This is a genomic window from Methanoregula formicica SMSP, from assembly GCF_000327485.1.
GTDB lineage: Archaea > Halobacteriota > Methanomicrobia > Methanomicrobiales > Methanospirillaceae > Methanoregula > Methanoregula formicica.
In genome coordinates, this window is the sequence record NC_019943.1 from 889171 (window position 1) to 911601 (window position 22431).

The window sequence follows — 22431 nt, forward strand, 5'->3', positions numbered from 1 at the left end:
GGATTGTCATGAAAATATTCAGATTCATAATCTCGGATAAAAGGCATCCCTGGCATCATATTCTCTCAGGAATTCCATTTTATATTCGTTGAGAATGTCATTCGGTGAGATATCACGGAAAAGATCCGGATACAATGCCTTGGCGACGTAAACAAGTCCAGCTGCTGCCCGGGGACTTGCAACCATATCCCAATGCAGAACATAAACCCTGTTATCCTGAACCGCACGAACTTCGGACAGGCCCGGCCGGTTCATGATCTCTTCATGGACGGCAGTCAGATTCATGTCATATGTAACAATTTTTATAATGACATCCGGATTCTGATTAATTACCCATTCCGGACTTACTGTTGCTGATGACTGAGTGATATTTTCTGCAATATTTCTGGCATGAACGATTGTGAGTAAATCATTTACAAAGGTATCCGGTGTTGATAACGTATAATCATACCACGATTCAAAATAGACTCTGGGCCCGGGCTGATGGTTATCAGAAATATTTGCCAACCTGCTTTTCACAAGGGAGAGATATCTTTCTGAAAACTGTGCATATTTTTCTGCCCGTTCTTCATGACCGGTTATCCTGCTAAGTTTTCTGGTATCATTTGCAAGATCCTGGATATTATAGCAGTTGAGATAAAGAACTGTAATATTTGCTGCAACAACTTTATTGATGGACTGCGGGGGAGATCCCGGTTTACCGGCTGAAATCAACAGATCCGGATGAAGAGTAATAATTTTCTCCACATCTGGTGTCCAATAATTCCCGACACTTACCGCATTCGGGGCTTGATTCATAATAAAACTCTCATTTACAAACGATTGCGAAACGCCAATTATTTGATCGCCTGCTCCAATAGCAGCTAATATCTCTGCTGCCTGCTCATTGAAACAGATAATCCGTCGGGCAGGCTGCGACAGGGATATGGTGTTTCCATAGTAATCCGTAACTGAAATATTTGTGGAATTGGTAGTATCTGTCGTTGTAGATGCAACTGTTGGAGATAATGATGAACAACCCGTTATCAGGATAAATAGCAGTAACAAACTCCCGAGAGCACAGAGAAAAACCATCGGTAAATGCCATTTCTCTTTTTCAGTCATACGCTATTCTCCAGTACGGTCGGTTTCTGTGCTACAGTGATTGTGGGATACTGCAATACACCGGACAATGACGGATAAAATGCGGTTTCTGTATCGGAGTCCGGTAAAAACTCCTGAGCATATTCGTGAAGTATGGCTTCTGGATCAATATCGGCAAATCTGTCAGGGTAGATTGCCTTTGCAATATACAGGGCCCCGATAACTTCGCGAGGACCGGACAATATTGTACCTGAAACACAATAGATCCTCTGGTTTTTTACAGCGTTTATTCGGGAAAAGCCCTGCCTGTTTTGCAGGTTATTTCTGATAGTTGCCATATTATTCCCGCTGGACACCATCCGGATAATGATATCCGGGTTCTGATCGATCACCCATTCCGGACTTACGACAGCATTCTGCTGATAGATGGATCCGGCTACATTTCTGGCATGGACCAGATTCAGGATATAATCTCCGGAACTACCGTTGGTGATGGCCATGTAATCGACGATCTGTTCAGAATAAATTTTAGGACTATCAGCGGGACTGATATTCTTGACCCGATCTTTAATTAATGAGAGATATTTATCATTGAATGCATTCAGCCGATCCGCATCCACTTCATGTCCTGAAATCTTTCCAAGAAATATTGTTTCATTATGGAGATTTCGGATGTCATATACTGTTTGGTAGACCACGGTCATATTATTGTTGAGGATCTTGTCGAGATTTCTCGGTTTGATGGTAGAATCACTATATGCGATAAACAGATCCGGTTTGAGCGTGATGAGTCTTTCAATATTTGGGGTATATGTATCGCCATAATTCTGTGCATTCGGTGTTTTGTTAATGAGATAATTTTTTTGCGATATCGTAGTATTGGAGAGCCCGATGATCCGGTCTCCTGCCCCTATGCTTGCAAGGATCTCCGCAGATCCACTGTTCTGGCAGACAATTCGCTCTGCAGGATGTGTGAGATCCACCGTATAGCCCAGACTGTCGGTTACGGTTAAGGAGGTGTTTCCTCCTGCCCCCACAACGGTATCACCAGATTTTTCTGAATCCGTTATGCACCCGCATACTAGACAAATCAGGATTATACTGCCCATCATTATCACATGGGGGAATATACATTTCCCGCGGGGAATGTATGATGAAGTCATAATTATACACCTGCCGGGGCGGTCGTGTTGTTTTTAATTATTACTTGGTTTTTCCCCAGACTTGGGTAAAATGTATCTTCTGACCGGTACCCTGGCAGGAATTCATTCTCATAATCGTGTAAAATCTCGACCGGATCGATATCTGCAAACCGGTCCGGGTATAGCACTTTGGCAAGGTAGAGTGTGCCAACGGCTGACCGGGGACTGGTCAGCATGTCCGAATAGATAATATATACCCTACCATCCTGTACTGCCCGGATTCTCGATACACCGGGTCTGCTCATCAATTTGTCGCGGATCTCGGTTGCATTATCCCCGGTGATTGCCAGTCTGAAGATCACATCCGGGTTCTGATCAATAATCCATTCCGGGCTCACATCCGCTTGGACGAGTGGAATATCTCCTGCAACATTATTTGCATTGAGTGTGGTAAGGATATCATGTTGTGGACTGTCACTTGCCAATGCGGTATAATCGGTCCACCGTTCGAAATAGAATCTGGGTTTTACAGCGCTGCCCTGACTGACATTTTCGAGTCGTTCCTGTGTTAAAGACATGTATTGCTCCGAGAAATGTGCTACGGACTCTGATCTGGTTTCTGTTCCCGTAATTTTACCGAGCATGCGTGTTTCATTGGCCAAATCGCGGACATCATAGCATTTTACATACAGTACAGTAATATTTGCGGCAAGAATTTTATCGATATTCCCGGCTTTTGACTGTGAAATACCATAGGAAATTACAAGATCCGGATGAAGAGAAATGATCTGCTCAACATCCGGCAGCCACCAGTCACCGACACTGGTGGCATTCGGCATCCGGCTCATCAGATACGCATCTTTGGAGGTATATTCAGAAACCCCGACAATTTTATCTCCTGCTCCGATACTAACCAGCGTCTCCGCAGCAGTTCCCGGAAGACATATGATGCGCTTAACGGTATGTGGGAATGAGACCGTATTACCATAAGTGTCTGTGACAGTTATGGATGAATCGTTGCCGATTGTGTGAGTATCCGTCGAGCTTCCTGATGAAGAGATACACCCGGATAAGATTATTGCAAGAAACATTGTAAAAAAGAGGAAAACAGCGCAATATGATCCAAGTAACCGGGGTTCAGACATTACATGCCTCCCGATTGGTTCCAGTTACCTGAAGTCTTTGGCAACTGAGGATCGAATGAACCCGGAAGGTCCGATCCCGTCATGAACGTATTTGCATATTCTTTTAGTACTTCTTCCGGATCAATATCCGTGAACCGGTCTGGATGCACTGCCTTTGCGATATAGAGGATTCCAATGATCTCCCGTGCACCTGAGAGCATGCTGCTGGAAAAGGCATAGACTCGCTGATCCTGGACCGCCCGTATCCGGGAAAAACCTGCCCGGTTAATGATGTCCTGCCTGACAGCAGAGACACCTTTCCCTCGTGTTACCTGTTTGATGATGATGTCGGGGTTCTGTTCGATCACCCATTCAGGAGAAACTATTGCATATGGTACAGAGATATTTCCGGCAATGTTTTGTGCATGGACATAACTGAGGACATAATCTCCAGAACTGCCCTGGTGGGTTGCCATGTAGTCGCTCAGTTGTTCCAGATACACCCGCGGGCTTTCCGACTGGCTGATATTCTCTGTCCGGCTTTCTATCAGCGACTGGTATTTCTCGGTAAAGTCAATTAACCGTTCTGCATTTGCTTCCCTGCCAGTAATCTTCCCCAACATCCGGGTCTCGTTCGCGATATCCCGGATATCGTACACCTTGGTATAGATAATGGTGATATTCGCGGCACGGATTTTATCGATATTTCCCGGAATTGATCCGCTGTCACCGTATGCAATAAACACATCCGGGTGCAGCGCAACGATCTTTTCCATATCGGGGCTCCTTATCTCCCCAATACTTTTTGCATGAGGTATCTGATTCATGAGGTACTGCTCTTTTAATGCAGTATCTGTTACTCCGACAATCTGATCAGTCGCCCCGATATCCACGAGGATTTCTGCTGCGAGACCGTTCTGGCAGATAATACGTTCCACGGGATGGTTGAACGTATGGGAAGTTCCTGAAGAGTCCGTTATGGTGATTGAAGTATCTCCTATGATGCTTTGTCGTTGTGAGAAAGAGGTTTTTTCGTCTGATGAGGAAGAACAACCTGATACAATACAACATATGAAGATCAGGATAACCGCAAGAGAATATCTCTGAATCTGTTTGAAGGTCCACCAGCTTTTTTGAGACATTATGTACTCATTCCTTTAGTATCGAACCAACTGCAACCCTCACGAGTCCTGCACACGCGAAAGAACAATTTTTTTATTATCCCGTTCTTTTGGGATAAGTGACTCAATTATTAATTATTATCACGTCGGTGTCTTAAATATTTTATTAATTGTAACACAAATTGTGATAATCATGCAATATGGTATGTGGAAGAAAAATATCCATAAATAATCCGAAAATCCGTCAGCAACATATCGATAGGAGATTCGTGAAATTCAAGAAATTCCACTCGTTAAACCAAATTATCTGGAAACCGTGATCCTTTAACCACTAATACAAGAATTGGAGAGTGCGGAAGATTCTGAACTGGGTGGTCAAACATCCAATCTTTTTTTCCATAAAAAACAAGAAGAATTTGTTAAGTGAATAAAAATTCTATCAACAAATCGGACATCATTTTTGATAATCTACAGTTACTTCATGACCCGGCGCTAATTCTGTCTTGTCGTTGATGAAAAAGTGGAATTAGGTTATATCTGGCAATTGTCCACCACATTTACCAAACCGGCATTAACAGTTGACCGTTGGCGATGGCCCGCTGAGTATTTATATCGAGGATATACCACTGTGTGCGCGAATTCGCAGACAGATACATATGTCCGCCGTTAATCCCTTTGGGCCCCCACATCAAAGTTCTTGATTTTCCACCGCTGCTAACATCATAACACTCGTCAGCATAGAACATAAATCTGTCACCGGGTGAAATAACCGTGTCCGATAATGATATGTTTCCTATCTTCAGGAAATACCCTCCGTTTGCGGTCCCGTAGGGCAGGATGGTATGGTCTGGGTCTAATTTATCTGTGCCCCTGACCGTTTGTGTTGTTCCACTATCAGAGACTAATTCCACTATAATACTGTTAAGATTGAATGGAGTGCCCCCCGTGCTCTCGAACATAATACCATTTTTAGCAGTAAAACCGTCAGGATATGTGCGTGTACATGTGAACGGGGCGACATTTACGCATGTAGATGTGCCCGTGACGTTATCGATCACAACCGTTGCGGTAACCGTTGCGTGGGGTGTAATTTGTTGAGCGCCACCAAATCCCCCGGCGAATGCTGATACAACGGCGGCAATAATGATTGTCACCACAAGCATCAGCATAACACCGACGACCGGTGAGACCGCATCGTTGGACATTCTTGTCATAGTACAACAACCTCCTTGTCAAAGATGTATGTATTGCTCGGATTATAGAGGATCTTAACATCCACCGTACTGCCGGACGTAAAGGAAGGATCCAGGCCAGCACCCCATCCCGCATCTCTCATACCCAGCAAAGCTGAAGTCCCCTCCGAATTAACCGAATTAAGTGAATCTCCGGGTTGCCATGTAAAGTTCCCGAAATTTTCATTAGGTCCTGTTGACCTTCCGCCATAGTCATTGTTTTTTACCATATTGTAGCGAACTGGAAGGATCTTCGTAGCTTCGAACGCGCTACCTTTATTCATAATAACCCCGCTACTCTTGGCGGTACTTGTGTGTTTTAATATGTAGCCACTGCTATTTTTGTAATAGGTAATGATTGAAAGATCCTTGGTTGGAATATTATCACCACTAATATGGTTAAAAATCATCAGAATATTACCACTGTACGCAGTGGTACTGATTTTTACATCAATTGCAGAACTTGGTGTCTTTTGAGTGCCGGATGTTAACCCTCCGGCAAACGCGCTCACCACCGCCGCAATAATAATCGTTACCACCAACATCAGCATAACGCCGACGACCGGAGAGACGCCAGCGTCTCTGGACTTTTCGTAAGAATACATCATAACACCTTTGTCATTTTAATGAGATGCACGCAACTTTTTCATACATCTAATCAAATTCGTAGCACTCAATGTTATAAATTATTTTGTTTTTGCATTTTTGGTATAACAAAACAAAAAAACCATAGTTTTTATTGCGGCGAGACAAAACAGTACCAGATACCGGTAGCTGGGGGGAGGTTATGGGATATGTTCCCCGTCATTCTTCCATTCTGTGTATATTATCTGGATAGCGGGGCATCATGATTCAGGAGATTCTTATCCTCTTTCCGTGTGCGGTTCTGTTCGTCGGACTGAGCGGGCTCTTCACTACCCTGAAAAACATGGCTGGTTCCCTGAACAACCCGATCTCCCCCGCCAGAGAATCCCGCCCGTCCTCCACATCATCGCACAAAGAACTCCCGGCCATGGACATGAAGACTGCCCGTGAAGGTCTTGGGAAGATCTCCGCCCTGTTAACGGAACCATCGTGGGAAGGGCTTGTCTCGTTTGGCGCAGTCGCCGCCATCGCGCTTGTCTCGGCGTTCATCCTGATGTTTATCGACCTCCCCCTTCCGGCCATGGCCGGGCTGGGGATCGTTACCCTCGTATCCGCAGGTATAGGCCTCATCACCCTGAGGGCCCGGCACGCTGCCGGTGCCTGGCTGCCGATGGGTATTACGATACAGGGTCTTATCTCCGGGAAATTCCCTGCTGAGGCCAGCCAGCCTTCTTTGGGACCCGGGGCGGCAGCCGTTGCATCATCCACGGCACCTCCCGCGGATACCGCGGATATCGGGAACCTGGACAAGCACTCTTCGGACATCCCGTTCTTTGTAGCAGAAATGCCGGACGACCCCTCGCTTGCCACCCTGGAACGGTACTGGGTTGTCGAACCGTTCTCGTATGTGACGATCAAGCGGGTGGGGAACGAAGGGTTCACGTACGTTGTCAGCGAACCGCCGATCTCAAAAAAGGAGAAGACGATCCTCCTTGAAACGTACGCACACCTCCGGGACATCATCATCTACGATGAGACCGAAGCCGGCAGGAACACGAGGATTGACCCGGTTGCGGTTTCCCGGATTATCAGGAGTTTCGACCCGGAGATCGCAGACGACCGGCTGGCAATTCTGGACTATTACATCCGGCGCGACCTTACCGGCTACGGCCCGCTCGAGACACTGATGCGGGACCCGGCTCTGGAGGACATCAGCTGCAATGGCAACGACCTGCCGGTCTTCATCTTCCATCGTGCGTACGGCAGCCTGCCGACGAGTATCCTCTTCTCGGAAGCGGAACTGAACCAGTTCGTACTGAAACTGGCCCAGAAAGCCAACAAGCAACTATCGCTCTCGAACCCGATGGTGGATGCAACGCTGCCAGATGGTGCGCGCATCCAGATCACGTACAGCGAGGTCGTCTCGACCAAGGGCAGCTCGTTCACGATCCGGAAATTCCGTGCCGAGCCCATGACCCCGCTTGACCTGATCCGGTACGGTACATACGATGCAAGGACTCTCGCTTTCCTCTGGCTTGCCATCGAGCACCGCAAGAGCCTCCTCGTCGTTGGCGGTACTGCAAGCGGAAAGACCTCGATGATGAACGCGGTCTCGCTCTTCATCCCGCAGAATGCCAAGGTGGTCTCGCTTGAAGATACCCGCGAGATCCAGCTCCCGCATAAGAACTGGCTCCCGACCCAGACGCGGGAATTGAATTCTGAAGGGATAAGGGGAGACATCGACCTCTTCGGCCTCCTCAAGGCCTGTATGCGGCAAAGACCCGAGTACATCATCGTCGGCGAAGTGAGGGGGAAAGAGGCGCAGACCCTGTTCCAGGCAATGAACTCCGGCCATGCTACGCTCTCGACAATCCATGCCGGGAGCGTATACGAGGCGATTAACCGCCTGACGCACGACCCGATCAACGTTCCGCCGGTGATGTTCCAGGCCCTCGACCTCGTCGTGGTCCAGTCCATTTATACTCTCGGAAAGACCCGGATCCGGCGCTGCCTCTCCATCCACGAGATCGCGGTGAATAAGGACGGGGAGATCACACCGATCCCGCTCTTCGAATGGAATGTCCAGGATGACACGTTCCGAAAACTCTATACCCGGTCCAAAACACTGGAAGAGATCGCATTCCATAATGCCTGGGACGAAAAGGAGCTGGAACTCGAGCTGGCAAAACGCGAGGAGTTCTTTTCCTGGGCGCTCGATGTCCAGCCCCCGACCCTCCGCGATCTGGCAAACGCCATCCACGACCTGGGTGACTGAAAGGATGTACGTTCCCCCCGTTCTCCGCCGTGCCGAGAAACGGCTCACCGACTTTGAGCTGATGATCCACGGCACAACGCTGAGAACGACCCTGCGGTCGGCTCACTTGCCGGTCACTGCCGAGGAATATCTCCGTACGGTCCGGGTCAACCTGGCCGGGACTCTCGTGATGTTCTTCACGCTCTGGTTCTTCTTTGTCATCAGCGGGCTCGAGCTGGAGATCTTCGGCCTGAAGACTACCGGCACGCTCCTCTGGCTCCTGCTTTTCGTGCTCATCGTGCCCGGGCAGTACGCAATGCAGATGTACTACCCGCAGATCATCGCCCACGGCCGGAAAAGCCGGATCGATCTCGATCTCCCGTATGCGATCTCCTACATGCAGGCCCTCTCAACGACGATGGCCCCGTACGATATCATCCGGAAGGTATACGAGGAGCACGATATGTTCGGGGAGATCTCGAATGAATTCGGGATCATCGTCCGCGATGTCGAACTCTTCAGCGACGACCTGAATGCGGCTATCAAGGACCTCCAGCGGATCACGCCCTCGACCAATCTTCGGGATTTTATGAACGACCTCGCAATCGTCATCGACAGTGGGGGCAACATCACGACCTATCTCGGCGCAAAGACCGAGTACTACCGCGACCAGGCCAAGCAGGAAGTCGAGCTCGTTTTAAAGACCATCGAGATCATGGCCGAGGTGTATGTGACTGCATTTGTGGCCGGCCCCATCGCCCTCATCATCATGATCGTTGCCCAGGGCATGACCAACAGCCAGGAGATGTCCTGGATCCTCCCGATGATGTACATCTGCATCCCGGCAGGTGCCATTGTCATGATCTGGATCCTTTCCCTCATGCTCCCCCCGGAGAACCTCGAGATCTCCCGGAAGGAGACCGTGGAGCAGCACTTCGCGTCCGGCGTTCAAGCAGTGGAAGAAGACCTGGTTGCAGATGATGACCCGAAAAACAAGGCATTCTACAAGCGCATTGAGGAGAGCAAACGGAATAACTATTATATGAGCCTGCTACGTCATCCCTTCCGGACCTATATCCGGAGTTACTATTACGGGATCGGTCTTGGGGGGATTATTGCCGGCATCATCGCCTTTATCTGGCTGACCGGGGGATTTGAGGCTCTGATCCCGCATGATCAGATGGAGGCGGTGATCTGCCTGATGATCATCGGGTTCATGGCACCGGTCGCTGTCTCGTTCGAAGGCCGGCGCTGGTATGTCCGCAACATTGAGGAACATCTGCCAGATTTTCTCCGTGAACTTTCTGACATGAAAGATATCGGCATCACCCTGCACGAAGCAATTCACCGGATCTCGGGGGCAAAACTCGGCGTCCTGAGTTCTGAACTCTCTGTTGCATCGCGTGATATCGAGTCCGGCGCCTACGTCAATTCAGCACTTGTCAAGATGGAAGAGCGGATCGGTCTCGTCTCGGTGAAACGTGCCATCTCCCTCCTCGTCCGCGCCAGCGAGATCACCACCAACTTAAAACAGATCTTCATCATCGCAATCACTGATTTTGAATATTACCTCAAGCTGAAACGGGAACGGTCCAACACCACCATCATCTACGTGATGATCATCTACCTCTCGTTTGGCATCTACCTGTACACAGCATATCAGCTGAACGTACCGTTCCTTTCCGCTTTCAAAGGAATGAATGTCAATGTCGACACCGCCGGCAACCTTACTGAAATGTTCCGGATCGGCATCATCCTTGCGACCTTCTCCGGCATCATGGCCGGGCAGTTCAGCTCCAACAGCATACTCGCCGGTTTTAAGCACAGTATCCTGCTGCTTGCTGCAACGGTTGCCCTGTTCGTATTCCTTATCGGCGCATAATCCCGTCTGGCACTCCCGGGCCAGAGTATACGCCGGTATAGGAATGATTGATGAGCTTCTGCGGGCTGCCCTGCCTTGCGTGACGGGAGAAAAAGATTATTCTTCAATAGAAATCGTCGTCAGTTTCACGGACTCGACGCCCTTGTGGGACATCAGTTTCTCGGCAAGCGCCTTGAGCTGGCTTCCATCGCCGTGGACCAGGATCACCTCAAGACACTTCTCGTGGGTTACATGGGAATGGAGCGAGGCCTTGATAATGTCGTGATAATCATGCTCGACTTCAGTGATGGCCTGCAGGAGGTTCCTTTGTTCGTGGTCGTATACCATCGTGATGACCCCCTCGCGTTCACCTTTGACATCTGACATCCACTTGTAATACGTAATATACGTCCGGATGGCATCGCGTATGCCTTCAGAACGCGAGGAATAGCCCCGGTAGTTCAGGATCTCATCGAACTTGTCGAGCAGGTTCTTCGGCAGTGAAATGCCGATCCGGGAGAGGTCGTCGTCCATGGTCATGGCGTATCAGTGATGGGAATATCGTTGCTGATTGGTCATAAGGATTTTGAATCATCGGGGATTTCTGTTGTACTTGGTAATATTATGCATGACAAACCCGGGGATTTTACAATCCTGCCGGTACGGATGGTTTTTGGCCTTCCGCACGCAGCCAGCAAAAAAACCGGCCATCCATGGTGGGTGTGCATGGGGCCGGAATTGTCTGAACAATGATTAATAAATAATCATACGAAAGTAAAATATTTTTATACTACATCATCCAATTACTCTATGGTGATGACCATGGGATCTCATCGCCGTTTATCTGCCTCATCATCGATCATCCATTCTTGCATGTCCCATAAGACCCATCTTTTTTCTATCCCCGTACCCTCTCTTTGCCGGGATCGGAAGAATATCGTTTAAGAAAAATTCATACGAATTTAAAAAGTTTTATTACGAACGGTTGCCTACACCTATTCCGGGATGATGGGAACCACGGGGCTGCCGGATACACTCCCACCGTGCACACGATCGGATCTGATGGCCCCGTCTTCGCATCCCGGTTTACGAATCGACAGTCAGGATCGGAGTTGAATACTTTATGGCGATAACAAAAAAGACACCAGAGAAAAAAGAAGCACTGAAGAAGATTGAGGCAAAAAAACCAGCAACAAAGACTGCTGGAAAACCTGCCCCAAGGACCAAAAAGTAATCTCTCTTCCTTACCTGTTACCTCTTTTTTTCCTGTCACCACCACTCCTCTTCCGGTATATCTAATGCCGGTACTGGTGTTGCAGATGCACTGACTCCGGATGCGGCGGCCCCGGTCTTCACCTTCAGGTCAACATCGAGGAAGTTCCCTTCAAAGGTGATATCGAACACTCCCTCCCGGAAGACCCTGAGGACCCGCGGGCCGGGAGTAACGGTATTCGTCCCGATCTCCCCCCCTGATGAGAGCAGACCATCGGTATTCTTACTCATCAGGATAAATTCATAGTCACCAGTATCCGAGGAATATTCCCTCCCGTACCCGTCCTCGGCAACAATCTCGTGGGTCTGGTTGTCCCTGACGGTTATTGTCAGGTACGGACGGCTGACCGGCTTTGTCTTCTCCCCCCGGCAGGACTCCGGTTCCAGGAGGCAGTCGTTCTGCGGAGTCACGATGTAGATGAGGTAGAGCGGCCCTTCTGCAACATTGACCCGGAGACCGGTTGCATTCCCCCGGAATACATAGGTCTTTTCGAACTCGTACGGGCCAGAATAAACGGGGTCCACTTTCAGTGTCTGGTTCAACTGCGAGCCGTGGATGATCGGATAGGGATCCGGTGTCAGGACCGGGGCAACCTCCTCGACTGCCGCGGATTTTGAAGGCGTCAGTTCCGCAACGGTGACAATGGCCTGAGCCGGTGCCGGCTGGGACTCCTGGATTGTACCCGCGACATCATCCCCAGGGGCAACCGGTGTAGTGTCCGTTGGGGGGACTGGATCCATGGCGCTCTGCAGCGTTTTGATGCAGCCGCTCGAAACGACTACCAGAGCGAGCAGGGCCAGGATTGCCAGTGCGTGAAAGGGAGAGGGTCTTTTTGCATTCATTTCTCATCGTTCCTGTGTCTTGGTCTCATACGGGGTCCTGCGCTGCGGGCTGATCACCCGAGGGGGATAACCTGTCCTTTCGCTGACTGGTATTTCGTATCCATCGTCCCGAGGGAAGTATAGCCCCCTTCGATCGCGGTCTCCAGATAATAGTATTTCCTGCCTTCGAGGGGGTAGTAATACCCGTTACAGGAATCGCATGCCACGGCAACAGCAGCATGTTCCGGCAGGAGGACAACAGCGACATTGTAATCCATCTCCCTGAGAAGTGCTGCTGCAAGGATGGCGGTATCCTCGCAGTCGCCACGCCCTTCGGCAAGCGTCTCGATGGGGTGTTTCGGGTATTCGGATTCTGTCCCGGTAACCGGGTCGATATCCTTCTCATAGGCGATGCTCTGGACAAACGCTACCACATTGTGGTAATCGTTCCGTGCACGGTAGCTCTTCGATTCGCTTGCGTCCTTGAGCCGGTTGACCAGTGCATGGAAATATTCCTGCTCCCGCTCGTTGATGGAATACTCTGAGAGGAGTGCTGGCGTGACGGTTGTCGGGTAGGTCCGGTTCAGCTTGTAGTAATCATAGAGTGACCGGGGGATATCGAGTGTTATTGAGGACTCCTGGCCGTTTGCAGACCAGGTGAATTTCCGTTCGACAACCGGTACCGCGTTCTCGCTGATCCAGCCCGGCTGCCGTGTCGTGCGGCTGGTGTTCTGGTAAGCCCATTCACGATGATCGATGGATACTTCCGTCCCGTTTCCCGGCCTGGCAAGGATCTCATGGGTTGCCCCGGCTGCAAACGAGAAAGAATACTGTGCGGAAGTGTCGTTCAGGAACCGGAATTCTACCCGGTAGTCCCCTGATGGGAGAATTTCCATGGTTATCGGGGTAAATCCCTTGAAGGTTTCGTTGAGGTAGACACCGGCACCCTGCGGTGCGGAATCAAGGTACACCCTGCTGGTTGACGGGAACGCGGTCAGGTCGGCCTTTGCCAGAACGGACTCGCCCCCTTTCACGAGAATAATACTGGTGAAGTTCCAGTACCCTTTCTTTGCAATTTCCACCGTATGGTTTCCTGCGGGGTACCTGAGAAGTGCCGATGGGGTCGTGCCGGCCGCTTTCCCGTCAATCCAGACATCGGCCCCTTCCGGGTACGAGGTGACACTCAGGAACCCGGCGCCCGGCAGCGGGACAAGATATTCCCGGTATTCTGTTGCGAATTCCGCTGAAACGGAGATTACGTCACGGTAGTTCTCGTATCCGGCCTTCTGGATCAGGACTTCATGCCGGCCCGGCAGCAGGTTGTCAAGGGTTGCGGGAGTCGTGCCGCGATATTTGCCATCAATATACAGGTCACCTCCCGGGGGTTCGGATTGGATGGTCACCTGCCCACGGTCCGGCACTTTTTCGAGATTTGCGATGACATCTTCCCGTGCGCCATCTGCCAGCACAACGGTTTTATGGTAAGCCAGGTACCCGCCTTCCTCTACACGGACGGTGTGCGACCCGCAGGCCAGGGGAATGTCCGCAAGCGGGGCATTACCAATATTTTTCCCGTCAATGGAAACCATCCCGTATTCGGGAATGGAAGCAACCGAGAGCGAGCAGGATGCACCTGCTGCATCTGCCGGAGCTATGATTGCGAGGGTGAGTGCCAGGAGAAAAGCAAGGGTGAGAGTAATACGGAATAGCATATTTGTATGATAGAATATGGAGAAAAATAGTATTTATACACATATCAAATGCATTCGTTTTAATTTTGTATGAATCGCGGGGAGTCAGCCGGACACCCCCTCCCCCTTTTGCGTTCCGGATCGATCATACCCCCCTGCCTGGGGGTGGGGGGGTGTCCGGGATACCCCGCCCCCCTGTTTGCCGGAAGAGACCCCTTTCCCGGGTTTGAGGAAAGTAATGATGTACTCTCTCCGCCGGAGCCAGGGTCCGGAATTATTATGCAATAATGCACGTTTTTTCACTTTTGAGGTGGGGGGGATCCGGCATACCTCCCCCCTACTGTGCGTTTCAAATCGATCATACCTCCCCACCTTGTGCCAGGGGGGTATACCTGATACCCCCCTCAGGCAGCTTGAAATTGCACGGTTATGGGAGGTGCCGGGCGGTCGTGCTGGTATGGTTTTACGTCAGGCAGATATTGTGATGAGGTGGGTTGGGGCCATAACTGGGGGGAGGGGGGTATGCGGGAGACCCCCCATGGCAGAGGTGGGGCGGGCAGGGAAATGGCGGGAACGGAGTGGTCACTCCCTATTAAGCAGAAATGGAAGGATGGTTTTTGGCAGTATTCCCTAGTTAATGAACAGCTCCCTGGCTTAGAAAATTTATATTTTGTTAAAGCAAGTATAATTGTTCTAATATCTCCCGTATCAGACCGCATATCAATGCACGATACCGAGACGAAGGTATGAAAAAGAAGGACGCACCTGCATGACACCGGATACACGAGACCTGCCTATGTCGATCCTGCGGAGCAAACGCGATGTTTCACGGTTTCAGATCCTCGTCGAGATCACCGAACACCAGCCGGGCATCCGCCAGCAGGAGATCGCCACGAAACTGGGCGTGACGCCGCAGGCCGTTTCCGAATACATCCGGGAGCTTGCCGACGAGGGGATGGTCTCCGCGAACCGTCGCGGAAATTACGAAGTGACAAAGGCCGGCATTGAATGGATCCTTGAAAATGCCGAAGTCCTTGAATCCTATGCCCGCCACATCCGGCAGGACCTTATCCAGCAGGTCGCCTTCTGGACTGCGATCGCGGCTGAAGACCTCAGGGCAGGAGAAGATGCCGGTGTGTTCATGAAAGACGGGTTCCTGTATGCCGGAAAGCAGCAGTCTGCCGCACGGGGAACCGTTGTGGCGGATGCAAAGAGGGGGACGGACGTCGGGATAGCCAGGCTGAACGGCATCATCGATCACCACGAGGGGACGATCCACGTCTGCAAGGTACCCCGGATCCAGCAGGGCGGGTCACGCAGAGTACAAAAAGACCAGCTGAAGGAGATCATTGCAACCACCGCAATGGTGGCAGCAGTCGGGGTGGAGGCCCGTGCCGCGCTGAAGTCCGTTGGCCGGGATCCGGACCTGTTCTTTGGCGCACGGGAAGGCGTGATCGAGGCGGCGTTCCATGGCATCGATTGTGCAATCGTTATTGTGGACGAGGAGTTTGCGGACTTCGTCAAGCGGCTGGAGGGCAGGGAACTCGTGTACGTAATCCATGATCTAATAGCGCCATGAATAATGGTTGCGGGTTTGGAATGTATTGATGGGAACATTTCTTTTAGTGAAACACGGTTTTTCTCATCAGGTTCAACGCTGCAGCCAAAGCTCATGCAGAAAACTTCGATGATACTCCAATGTAGTGCGTATGTTTTTGTCTCTCTCGCAGATTGTTCTGGAAAGTCTTACCGGTGCAGGAATTCTCGCATGGAGTAAAAAGGCTTTTATTTTTCCTGATTGTTGAAAATTTTCGCTGAGTCGTATTGGACAAAAAATTTTTAGTTAAGACAAACAAAATTGTTTTAATATCCGGATGGATGTTTTGACTGGAATAAAAAATTCCTCGTTCAAGCTGTGTAACGATGACAGGGAATCGAAGCATTTCTCAAACATCCTCCAAGAATGTTTATGAATGGGAAACCGGTTGAACCAATGGAAAGATGGTGGGTGTAATGCGATGAAGGTACAACAGGAACAGAGGGGTGCGATGACGGTGATCTATGATTACAGCCAGAAGAGTGTGTGGCTGACACTGGAACACGTCCAGCACCGGTACAGCGGGATCATCCGGGCCTCGGTCCGGTCGCAGATGACCGAGAACCTTGGCATGGTAGTTATGCTCCTTAAGGGGCAGGATGACCAGTGCGCTTCTCTCCTTGAGCAGCTGAAAGCAAAGAAGGGTGTCCGGTCGGTGAACCTTACCGTGATTCCTCCCGAACAGTAATTCTCTTTTTACCGGTATTCTGTTGGTTGGCTCTTGATACATGGGATGTGTTTTTCCCATTCTTGTTATTACTATTTTTAGATTTTTTGCTATTTGATGATACGTTGTGAGACACAATAATGATCAATTAAAATAGTTTTAAAGCAAGCGTACTTGCGTCAATAGTGAGGGGCACGCGATTTCCCGGTGATGACCGGATACTGTGTGTCTTTCCTGGACCTGAACGATGTGAGGCAGATAATGGAAAGATCCAAACCCACTTCAGATGAATGTGCAGTCTCACCGGTTGTCGGTGTCATGCTGATGCTCGTCGTGACGATCATCATTGCCGCAGTCGTTTCTGCCTTTGCTGCAGGAATGGGAACACAGAAAGAGAAGACCCCCCAGTCCTCCTTAGAATGCCATATCAAATGGGACAACGGGGCGATGTCCGGTGTCCCGGGTCCCTTGTTCACGCTGAGGCACATCGGGGGAGATCCCATCAATACAAAAAACACAAAACTCGTAACCAGCTGGGCGAATGCCACGGGAATTTATCATATCCAGTCCACGGTGGCCCCGGTGTGGGGGACGGGACAGGAGACCTATACCACCGCACGCTCACCGGGGACCAGCAATTATACGCTCTCCTCTCTGAACACCCATTATACATCAACATCCGGAGCCTCGTTATACTACAATGCCCCCTACCTTGCTGTTCCCGGGAGCTATCCGACCGGAACAGGATTTGCCAATAACGATACGGTACTCTGGTTTGGCAACTATGTTTTCCGTGCCGGGGATGTCATCCAGGCAAACACGGATAATACCGTATCCGGAACAGCGAACTACCAGAACCAGGCAACACCGATTATCAAGGATGCCCAACTCCTGACACGCAATGATTATGTCAATGTCAAACTGATCGACGTGAAATCCGGTTCAACGATCTATGAAAAAGATATCCTGGTGGAGAGGTGAATCATGGATCGAATTATCAGGAATTCCGATGCAGTTTCGCCAGTAATAGGCGTTATGCTCATGCTCGTTGTTACGATCATCATCGCGGCAGTTGTCAGCGCTTATGCCGGAGGGTTTTCTCAGGGAGCGGTCAAAACACCGCAGGTAACCATCGGGGCAGAAGTCCGGAACAGCTCATACGTTCTCATCAGCCATGATGGCGGAGACTCTCTTGACCCGGCATCGATAACAATCAAGACCTACATCCCGTCAGGCACGTACAAGGACATGAGTTATGGGGTGGATCTTTTAAAGGCAATCAACCTGGAAACGGGAGATGCCGTGAAGGGAACATACAGTTCCCAGGTAATCAAGCCCGGGGACAAGATTAAGATCAACTGGCCGGATGCCTTTGCCACTTCCAAGTATGGGCTAATGGCTCCTGGTGTCGATGAACCAGTCAACGTTGAAATCTATGACTCGGGAAGCGGAAAAGTGATTGCAATGGTCCGGACGAATGTACTGCCGTAAGCCGGGTATATCCCGGTTATCGCTTTTTTGACACCGATGTGTGATCTCACCAGATGGAGCAGCCATATGTCAAATTTTTTTGGAATCAAACCGCAATCGGAAACACAAAAACTCATCAAGAAGTTCGAAGACGAAGTCCTGATCCGTTACAACAACCAGCAGCTGCTGGGGACTGTGTACGTGGACATGCAGGAAGATCGCTGGGCAGTCGCGTTTGCGTATAATTATACCCGGCATCCCGGATTGCACGGGCACGAGAACCCGCTTGAAGTGCGGTATTCGGCAAAGCCGCAGGATGCTGGCCGGATCCAGGTGTTCCGTTCCAATGCTGCAGCAGAAAAAGTGCTGGACGCAGGGACAATCCCGGATGAAAATGCATTCATCCGCTATGTCCTTTTACAGGAGCGCTCGCTTGCCGGGCGTGCCGCATGATGGCGGGGCACCATTCCGGGACCGGGAGTGATCATCTCCCGTGACCCGGACAATTCCGGTCATCACCGGCCTCATCATCGCAGCAGCGCTGACCATCATTGTCTGCACGTTCACCGGCCCCGCCGGTTTCGGCTTTGTCACAACCGCACCGGGAGCCGCAAACATCGTCGGGGGCATCCGGCTCCCCCGCGTTCTTGCTGCTTTTTTTGTCGGGGGAAGTCTGGCAGTCGCAGGCGCGGCTATGCAGGCACTCTTCAAAAACCCGATGGCCGATCCCTATATCCTCGGCACATCCTCCGGAGGAGCGCTCGGGGCCGCCCTTGCCATCGTCTTCTTTGGCGGATTCTTCGTACCGGTCTTTGCCTTTGCCGGGGCGATCATCGCGATCCTGATCGTCTGGGGAATTGCCGGCCGCAAAGGGGTTATCGCAACAGAGACGCTCCTGTTGACCGGCATCGCGGTCTCGTACTTCCTCGCCGCCGTCCTCTCGTTCATGATTGCTGTTGCCGGCCAGAATGTCCACCAGATCGTCTTCTGGCTCATGGGAGGATTCTGGAATGCATCGTCGTCCGATGCCATTCTTGCAGCTGGTCTCCTTGTGTCGGCCGGGCTCCTCCTGTTCGTCATGGGCCGCGACCTTAACGCGCTCTCCTTGGGCGAGGAGACCGCCGCACATCTCGGGATCGATGCAGCCCGCGCCCGCTGGACCGTGCTTGGTGGCAGCGCACTGCTTGTCGCAGGTGCAGTATCCATTGCCGGTTCTATCGGTTTCATCGGGCTCGTCACCCCCCACATCATACGGTTGCTGCTCGGCCCGGACAACCGCGTCGTGATCCCCGCAAGCATTCTTGGCGGCGGGATCCTGCTGGTGATATCGGATACGATCGTGCGGACATTCTTCTCCGACCTGCCGGTCGGGATCATCACCGCATTCATCGGCGCCCCGTTCTTCATCTGGCTCATCTACCGGCGGGGGGAGGTATCATGAACAGCCACGTTCCGGTGAATGCAGAGAACCTCGCTGCCGGCTATAATGGAAAGGAGATCGTCAGTTCCGTCACCTGTTCGTTTGCAAAGGGCACCTTCATCGGTATTATCGGACCGAATGGGTCGGGAAAGACTACCCTCCTCCGCGCGATCAGCCGCGTTATTCCCTCTAGCGGGATCCTTGAACTGGACGGCAGGCCGGTCAGCGGGTATACCCCGGCCGAGCTGGGCGTGGCGCTCGGTTTTGTCCCGCAGGACGAGGACCGGCCGTTCGCGTACACGGTCATGCAGGTTGTCCTGATGTCGCGGTATGCACGGGTGAGCAGGTTTGCCTCACTCTCTCCCAACGATTATGCCCGGTGTTACCGTGCCCTTGACCGGACTGGCATCACTCACCTGAAGGACCGGTCGATCCGCGCCCTCTCCGGGGGCGAGTGGCAGCGGGTGCTCATTGCCCGGGCCCTTGCGCAGGACACACCGGTGATCCTGCTGGACGAGCCCACGTCCCACCTGGACCTCGCGCACCAGGTTGGTATCCTCACGCTCGTCCGGGACCTTGCCCGTTCCGGGAGGACCGTTGTCGGCGTATTCCACGACCTCAACCTCGCCCTGCAGTACTGCGACCGGCTCCTGATGATCCAGGGCGGGCATATTGTTGCTGACGGGGCACCGGGGGATGTCCTGACACCGGAAAATGTGCGGGAAGTCTACGGGGCCGAAGTGGTCACCACTTCGCACCCGGCAACAGGCCGGACCATCCTCGTACCGCTCGATACCCGGAATAATGGTGACGGTTCTCTGGAGAAACAAAAGGTACTTGTCATCTCCGGCGGGGGAAGCGGGGGCGATCTCCTCCGGGTCCTCTGCCACAACGGGTACGCCGTTTCGGCCGGCATCCTCGCAACAACCGATTCGGACTATGCTGTTGTAAAAGCGCTGGAGATCCCCTGTATCCCCGTCCTCCCCTTCTCGCAGATCCCGGCGCATGCCCTGGAAAAACTCAAACGGCTGGTGGTACAGGCCGATCGCATTGTCCTTTCTGTGCATCCTGTCGGTGCCGGTAATTACCCGGTCCTCGAAATTCTCCAGAGCATGGAACCCGGGCGCCTCGTTATCCACCTTCCGGATGGCAGGGAGTTCTCGTCGTACGACTTTACCCGGGGAAAGGCGGCTGCCGCCTATGCTGCACTCTGTACTGCCGGGGCATCCTGCACCGGGACCTGTGACGGGATCCTTGTAATCCTGGAAGGGAATATCGGTAACCCCCCGCGATCTTCGGGGAATACACCATGACAAGCCCGTTCTTTCTCTCAACATTCTGCTGCATGGACCGTCCGCTGGACGCAGCGCTTGAAACTCTCGCCCCCCGCACGGGCCATGTCGAGATCGTAGCGGACGGGCCCCACGATATTCTCGCGGATCCCGGAGTATGCAGCTGCTATACCTGCTCATATTCCGTCCACGCGCCCACAAGCGAGATCAACATCGCCTCGGTCAGCGAACGTATGCGGAAATTCTCGGTTGCCGTTCTCGGCGACGTGATGGCAGCCTGTGCTGCTATCGGCGCCCGGCACCTTGTTGTCCACCCGGGATATGCCGTGTATGAACAGGTCCGTGACCGGTCGTTTACCTCCCTGCTTCGTTCGCTTGACGATCTCTCCCACCTCCAGGAGGAGCACGGGGTCCGTGCCTGTGTCGAGAACATGGGCTCGTGGGAATGCTGCCATTTCCGGACTCCCACCCTCCTCCCCGAACTGGATTCGCGCGGCCTGGGTTTTGCTCTCGACTGCGGCCATGCCCGGCTGAATGGGAACCTCGATGCGTTCCTTGCCACCAGACAGTGCTGCCATGTCCACCTTCACGACAATGGCGGAACGAACGATGACCATGATGCATGCGGCAGCGGCACGATCGACTTTCCCTCCCTCCTCAATTTGGTCCCATCCCATGCAACCCTTGTTGTTGAGACCCGCGAACTGGTTGCCGCGGACCGCAGCCTCACGTACCTTTCCTCATGCAAAAACGGAACCCTGTCATGATGCCACGAACTTCACCCTTCAAAAACCCGCGGGCAGCTCTGCTTGCTGCCCTGCTGCTCGTTTCCTGCTGTGTCCTGCCGGTATCGGCTGTTGCAGTGACCGACGATGCCGGGACCACTGTCACGCTCAATGCAACGCCCCAGCGGATCGTTTCGCTTGCCCCTTCCAACACCGAGATCCTTGCAGCCCTCGACCTGACCGGCCGCCTCGTGGGCATAACAGATGTCTGCAACTATCCCCCTGAAGTGAACACCGTTCCTCGCATCGGGGGGTATTCCTCCATCAGCACCGAGAAGGTCTCGGCTGCAAGGCCCGACCTGGTCATCGCATCGGACATCACCCCGGCAGAGACGACAGCCCGGCTTCGGGCGCTCGGCCTGAACGTGGTGGTCGTTGCGCCCCGGAACATCGATGACATGATCCGGGATATCCGAATGGTCGGGGCCCTGACCGGCACGGATGCGGAGGCAGAGCGGCTGGCTGCGAACCTCTCGTTGCGCCTCGCGGCCGTGGGGACTGCAGAGCGGCCGGCAGGCACCCGCCCGGCCATTGCGCACGTGGTATGGAATAACCCGCTGTACGTGAGCGGGAACAATACCCTCCAGAACGATGTGATCGAACATGCGGGTGGGAAGAATGCTTTTGCCGGCATATCCGGGTGGGGCACCGTCACCCTTGAGGAGTTCCTTGTAACGAACCCGGATATCATAATCGTCAGCGGGGGCGGCGGCATGGATAATTCGACCCGGGATGTAATTCTCGACGATTTCATGACCCGCCCGCAGTATGCCTCGCTCTCTGCGGTGAAGAACCACCGGGTATATGCCGTGAACGCCGATGCTATCAGCCGGGCAGGCCCGCGGATCGTGGACGCGACCGAACAGGTGGCAGCCGATATTCGGGAGATGACCCGAACCGGGACAGGCGGAACGGCAGGGGCGGTCCCGACCACCAGAACGCCGGGGTTCTGTGCAGCAGGTACGGTCCTGCTCATCGCCGCGTTCGTGTGCCTGATACAATGGAGACGGTAA

The 22431-nt window shown here is 52.3% G+C and carries 20 protein-coding genes; 11 read left to right on the plus strand and 9 right to left on the minus strand.

Annotated features, from left to right (window positions below; translation table 11 throughout):
- Positions 1–24: 24 nt before the first annotated feature.
- From METFOR_RS04490 to METFOR_RS04515, 6 genes are all read right to left on the minus strand, one after another.
- Positions 25–1104, minus strand: a complete 1080-nt coding sequence (locus tag METFOR_RS04490; protein ID WP_015284919.1) for an ABC transporter substrate-binding protein — start codon at positions 1102–1104, stop codon at positions 25–27.
- Positions 1101–2246 (minus strand): ABC transporter substrate-binding protein, encoded by a 1146-nt coding sequence (locus METFOR_RS04495; protein ID WP_015284920.1) that lies wholly within the window; start codon positions 2244–2246, stop codon positions 1101–1103. Before METFOR_RS04495 ends, METFOR_RS04490 begins: the two co-directional genes overlap by 4 nt.
- 2 nt (positions 2247–2248) lie before the next feature.
- The gene (locus METFOR_RS04500; protein WP_015284921.1) at positions 2249–3370 is read right to left on the minus strand and encodes an ABC transporter substrate-binding protein; all 1122 of its coding nucleotides are present in this window, start codon (positions 3368–3370) and stop codon (positions 2249–2251) included.
- Positions 3370–4491, minus strand: a complete 1122-nt coding sequence (locus METFOR_RS04505) for an ABC transporter substrate-binding protein (protein WP_015284922.1) — start codon at positions 4489–4491, stop codon at positions 3370–3372. Before METFOR_RS04505 ends, METFOR_RS04500 begins: the two co-directional genes overlap by 1 nt.
- Positions 4492–5027: 536 nt before the next feature.
- Positions 5028–5684, minus strand: a complete 657-nt coding sequence (locus METFOR_RS04510; RefSeq protein ID WP_015284923.1) for a type IV pilin N-terminal domain-containing protein — start codon at positions 5682–5684, stop codon at positions 5028–5030.
- The gene (locus METFOR_RS04515; RefSeq protein WP_052310758.1) at positions 5681–6310 is read right to left on the minus strand and encodes a type IV pilin N-terminal domain-containing protein; all 630 of its coding nucleotides are present in this window, start codon (positions 6308–6310) and stop codon (positions 5681–5683) included. Before METFOR_RS04515 ends, METFOR_RS04510 begins: the two co-directional genes overlap by 4 nt.
- Positions 6311–6549: 239 nt before the next feature.
- On the opposite strand from METFOR_RS04515, the gene METFOR_RS04520 reads away from it, so the two are divergent.
- Positions 6550–8562 carry a type II/IV secretion system ATPase subunit gene (locus METFOR_RS04520; protein WP_015284925.1) on the plus strand — a complete coding sequence of 671 codons (2013 nt, stop codon included), beginning with the start codon at positions 6550–6552 and terminating at the stop codon, positions 8560–8562.
- A 4-nt stretch (positions 8563–8566) separates the two neighbouring features.
- Entirely contained in the window at positions 8567–10423 is a 1857-nt protein-coding gene (locus METFOR_RS04525; protein WP_015284926.1) for a type II secretion system F family protein, read from the plus strand.
- 96 nt (positions 10424–10519) lie between these two features.
- On the opposite strand, the gene nikR is transcribed toward METFOR_RS04525, so the two are convergent.
- From nikR to METFOR_RS04540, 3 genes are all read right to left on the minus strand, one after another.
- Complete coding sequence (nikR, locus tag METFOR_RS04530) at positions 10520–10942, minus strand: nickel-responsive transcriptional regulator NikR (RefSeq protein ID WP_015284927.1); 423 nt, start codon at positions 10940–10942, stop codon at positions 10520–10522.
- A 729-nt stretch (positions 10943–11671) separates the two neighbouring features.
- Positions 11672–12517 carry a hypothetical protein gene (locus tag METFOR_RS04535; RefSeq protein WP_015284928.1) on the minus strand — a complete coding sequence of 282 codons (846 nt, stop codon included), beginning with the start codon at positions 12515–12517 and terminating at the stop codon, positions 11672–11674.
- 53 nt (positions 12518–12570) lie between these two features.
- Positions 12571–14208: a PEGA domain-containing protein gene (locus METFOR_RS04540; RefSeq protein WP_015284929.1), complete on the minus strand. Its 1638-nt coding sequence runs from the start codon at positions 14206–14208 to the stop codon at positions 12571–12573.
- Between the two features lie 748 nt (positions 14209–14956).
- Here METFOR_RS04540 and METFOR_RS04550 point away from each other — a divergent pair.
- The 9 genes from METFOR_RS04550 to METFOR_RS04590 all read left to right on the plus strand — a co-directional run bounded on the left by METFOR_RS04550 (position 14957) and on the right by METFOR_RS04590 (position 22431).
- Complete coding sequence (locus METFOR_RS04550; RefSeq protein WP_015284931.1) at positions 14957–15766, plus strand: DUF7839 domain-containing protein; 810 nt, start codon at positions 14957–14959, stop codon at positions 15764–15766.
- 439 nt (positions 15767–16205) lie between these two features.
- The gene (locus METFOR_RS04555) at positions 16206–16472 is read left to right on the plus strand and encodes a hypothetical protein (RefSeq protein ID WP_158491350.1); all 267 of its coding nucleotides are present in this window, start codon (positions 16206–16208) and stop codon (positions 16470–16472) included.
- A 240-nt stretch (positions 16473–16712) separates the two neighbouring features.
- Positions 16713–17432: a type IV pilin N-terminal domain-containing protein gene (locus tag METFOR_RS04560; RefSeq protein ID WP_015284933.1), complete on the plus strand. Its 720-nt coding sequence runs from the start codon at positions 16713–16715 to the stop codon at positions 17430–17432.
- Between the two features lie 3 nt (positions 17433–17435).
- Complete coding sequence (locus tag METFOR_RS15785; protein WP_015284934.1) at positions 17436–17942, plus strand: type IV pilin N-terminal domain-containing protein; 507 nt, start codon at positions 17436–17438, stop codon at positions 17940–17942.
- A 66-nt stretch (positions 17943–18008) separates the two neighbouring features.
- Positions 18009–18374, plus strand: coding sequence for a hypothetical protein (locus tag METFOR_RS04570; protein ID WP_015284935.1), 366 nt, complete (start codon positions 18009–18011; stop codon positions 18372–18374).
- 40 nt (positions 18375–18414) lie between these two features.
- Complete coding sequence (locus tag METFOR_RS04575; RefSeq protein ID WP_015284936.1) at positions 18415–19362, plus strand: FecCD family ABC transporter permease; 948 nt, start codon at positions 18415–18417, stop codon at positions 19360–19362.
- Positions 19359–20654 carry an ABC transporter ATP-binding protein gene (locus METFOR_RS04580; RefSeq protein ID WP_015284937.1) on the plus strand — a complete coding sequence of 432 codons (1296 nt, stop codon included), beginning with the start codon at positions 19359–19361 and terminating at the stop codon, positions 20652–20654. The genes METFOR_RS04575 and METFOR_RS04580 overlap by 4 nt, the downstream gene beginning before the upstream one ends.
- The gene (locus tag METFOR_RS04585; protein WP_015284938.1) at positions 20651–21400 is read left to right on the plus strand and encodes a sugar phosphate isomerase/epimerase family protein; all 750 of its coding nucleotides are present in this window, start codon (positions 20651–20653) and stop codon (positions 21398–21400) included. Before METFOR_RS04580 ends, METFOR_RS04585 begins: the two co-directional genes overlap by 4 nt.
- Positions 21397–22431 (plus strand): ABC transporter substrate-binding protein, encoded by a 1035-nt coding sequence (locus tag METFOR_RS04590; RefSeq protein ID WP_015284939.1) that lies wholly within the window; start codon positions 21397–21399, stop codon positions 22429–22431. The genes METFOR_RS04585 and METFOR_RS04590 overlap by 4 nt, the downstream gene beginning before the upstream one ends.

Excerpts from the sequence above, each read along its gene's own strand:
- METFOR_RS15785 (WP_015284934.1), top strand. The coding sequence starts at position 17,436 with ATGGATCGAATTATCAGGAATTCCGATGCAGTTTCGCCAGTAATAGGC.
- METFOR_RS04495 (WP_015284920.1), bottom strand. The coding sequence starts at position 2,246 with ATGACTTCATCATACATTCCCCGCGGGAAATGTATATTCCCCCATGTG.
- METFOR_RS04520 (WP_015284925.1), top strand. The coding sequence starts at position 6,550 with ATGATTCAGGAGATTCTTATCCTCTTTCCGTGTGCGGTTCTGTTCGTC.
- METFOR_RS04490 (WP_015284919.1), bottom strand. The coding sequence starts at position 1,104 with ATGACTGAAAAAGAGAAATGGCATTTACCGATGGTTTTTCTCTGTGCT.
- METFOR_RS04515 (WP_052310758.1), bottom strand. The coding sequence starts at position 6,310 with ATGATGTATTCTTACGAAAAGTCCAGAGACGCTGGCGTCTCTCCGGTC.
- METFOR_RS04535 (WP_015284928.1), bottom strand. The coding sequence starts at position 12,517 with ATGAATGCAAAAAGACCCTCTCCCTTTCACGCACTGGCAATCCTGGCC.
- METFOR_RS04580 (WP_015284937.1), top strand. The coding sequence starts at position 19,359 with ATGAACAGCCACGTTCCGGTGAATGCAGAGAACCTCGCTGCCGGCTAT.
- METFOR_RS04505 (WP_015284922.1), bottom strand. The coding sequence starts at position 4,491 with ATGTCTCAAAAAAGCTGGTGGACCTTCAAACAGATTCAGAGATATTCT.
- METFOR_RS04560 (WP_015284933.1), top strand. The coding sequence starts at position 16,713 with ATGGAAAGATCCAAACCCACTTCAGATGAATGTGCAGTCTCACCGGTT.
- METFOR_RS04585 (WP_015284938.1), top strand. The coding sequence starts at position 20,651 with ATGACAAGCCCGTTCTTTCTCTCAACATTCTGCTGCATGGACCGTCCG.
- nikR (WP_015284927.1), bottom strand. The coding sequence starts at position 10,942 with ATGACCATGGACGACGACCTCTCCCGGATCGGCATTTCACTGCCGAAG.
- METFOR_RS04500 (WP_015284921.1), bottom strand. The coding sequence starts at position 3,370 with ATGTCTGAACCCCGGTTACTTGGATCATATTGCGCTGTTTTCCTCTTT.
- METFOR_RS04590 (WP_015284939.1), top strand. The coding sequence starts at position 21,397 with ATGATGCCACGAACTTCACCCTTCAAAAACCCGCGGGCAGCTCTGCTT.
- METFOR_RS04550 (WP_015284931.1), top strand. The coding sequence starts at position 14,957 with ATGACACCGGATACACGAGACCTGCCTATGTCGATCCTGCGGAGCAAA.
- METFOR_RS04525 (WP_015284926.1), top strand. The coding sequence starts at position 8,567 with ATGTACGTTCCCCCCGTTCTCCGCCGTGCCGAGAAACGGCTCACCGAC.
- METFOR_RS04510 (WP_015284923.1), bottom strand. The coding sequence starts at position 5,684 with ATGACAAGAATGTCCAACGATGCGGTCTCACCGGTCGTCGGTGTTATG.
- METFOR_RS04555 (WP_158491350.1), top strand. The coding sequence starts at position 16,206 with ATGAAGGTACAACAGGAACAGAGGGGTGCGATGACGGTGATCTATGAT.
- METFOR_RS04540 (WP_015284929.1), bottom strand. The coding sequence starts at position 14,208 with ATGCTATTCCGTATTACTCTCACCCTTGCTTTTCTCCTGGCACTCACC.
- METFOR_RS04570 (WP_015284935.1), top strand. The coding sequence starts at position 18,009 with ATGTCAAATTTTTTTGGAATCAAACCGCAATCGGAAACACAAAAACTC.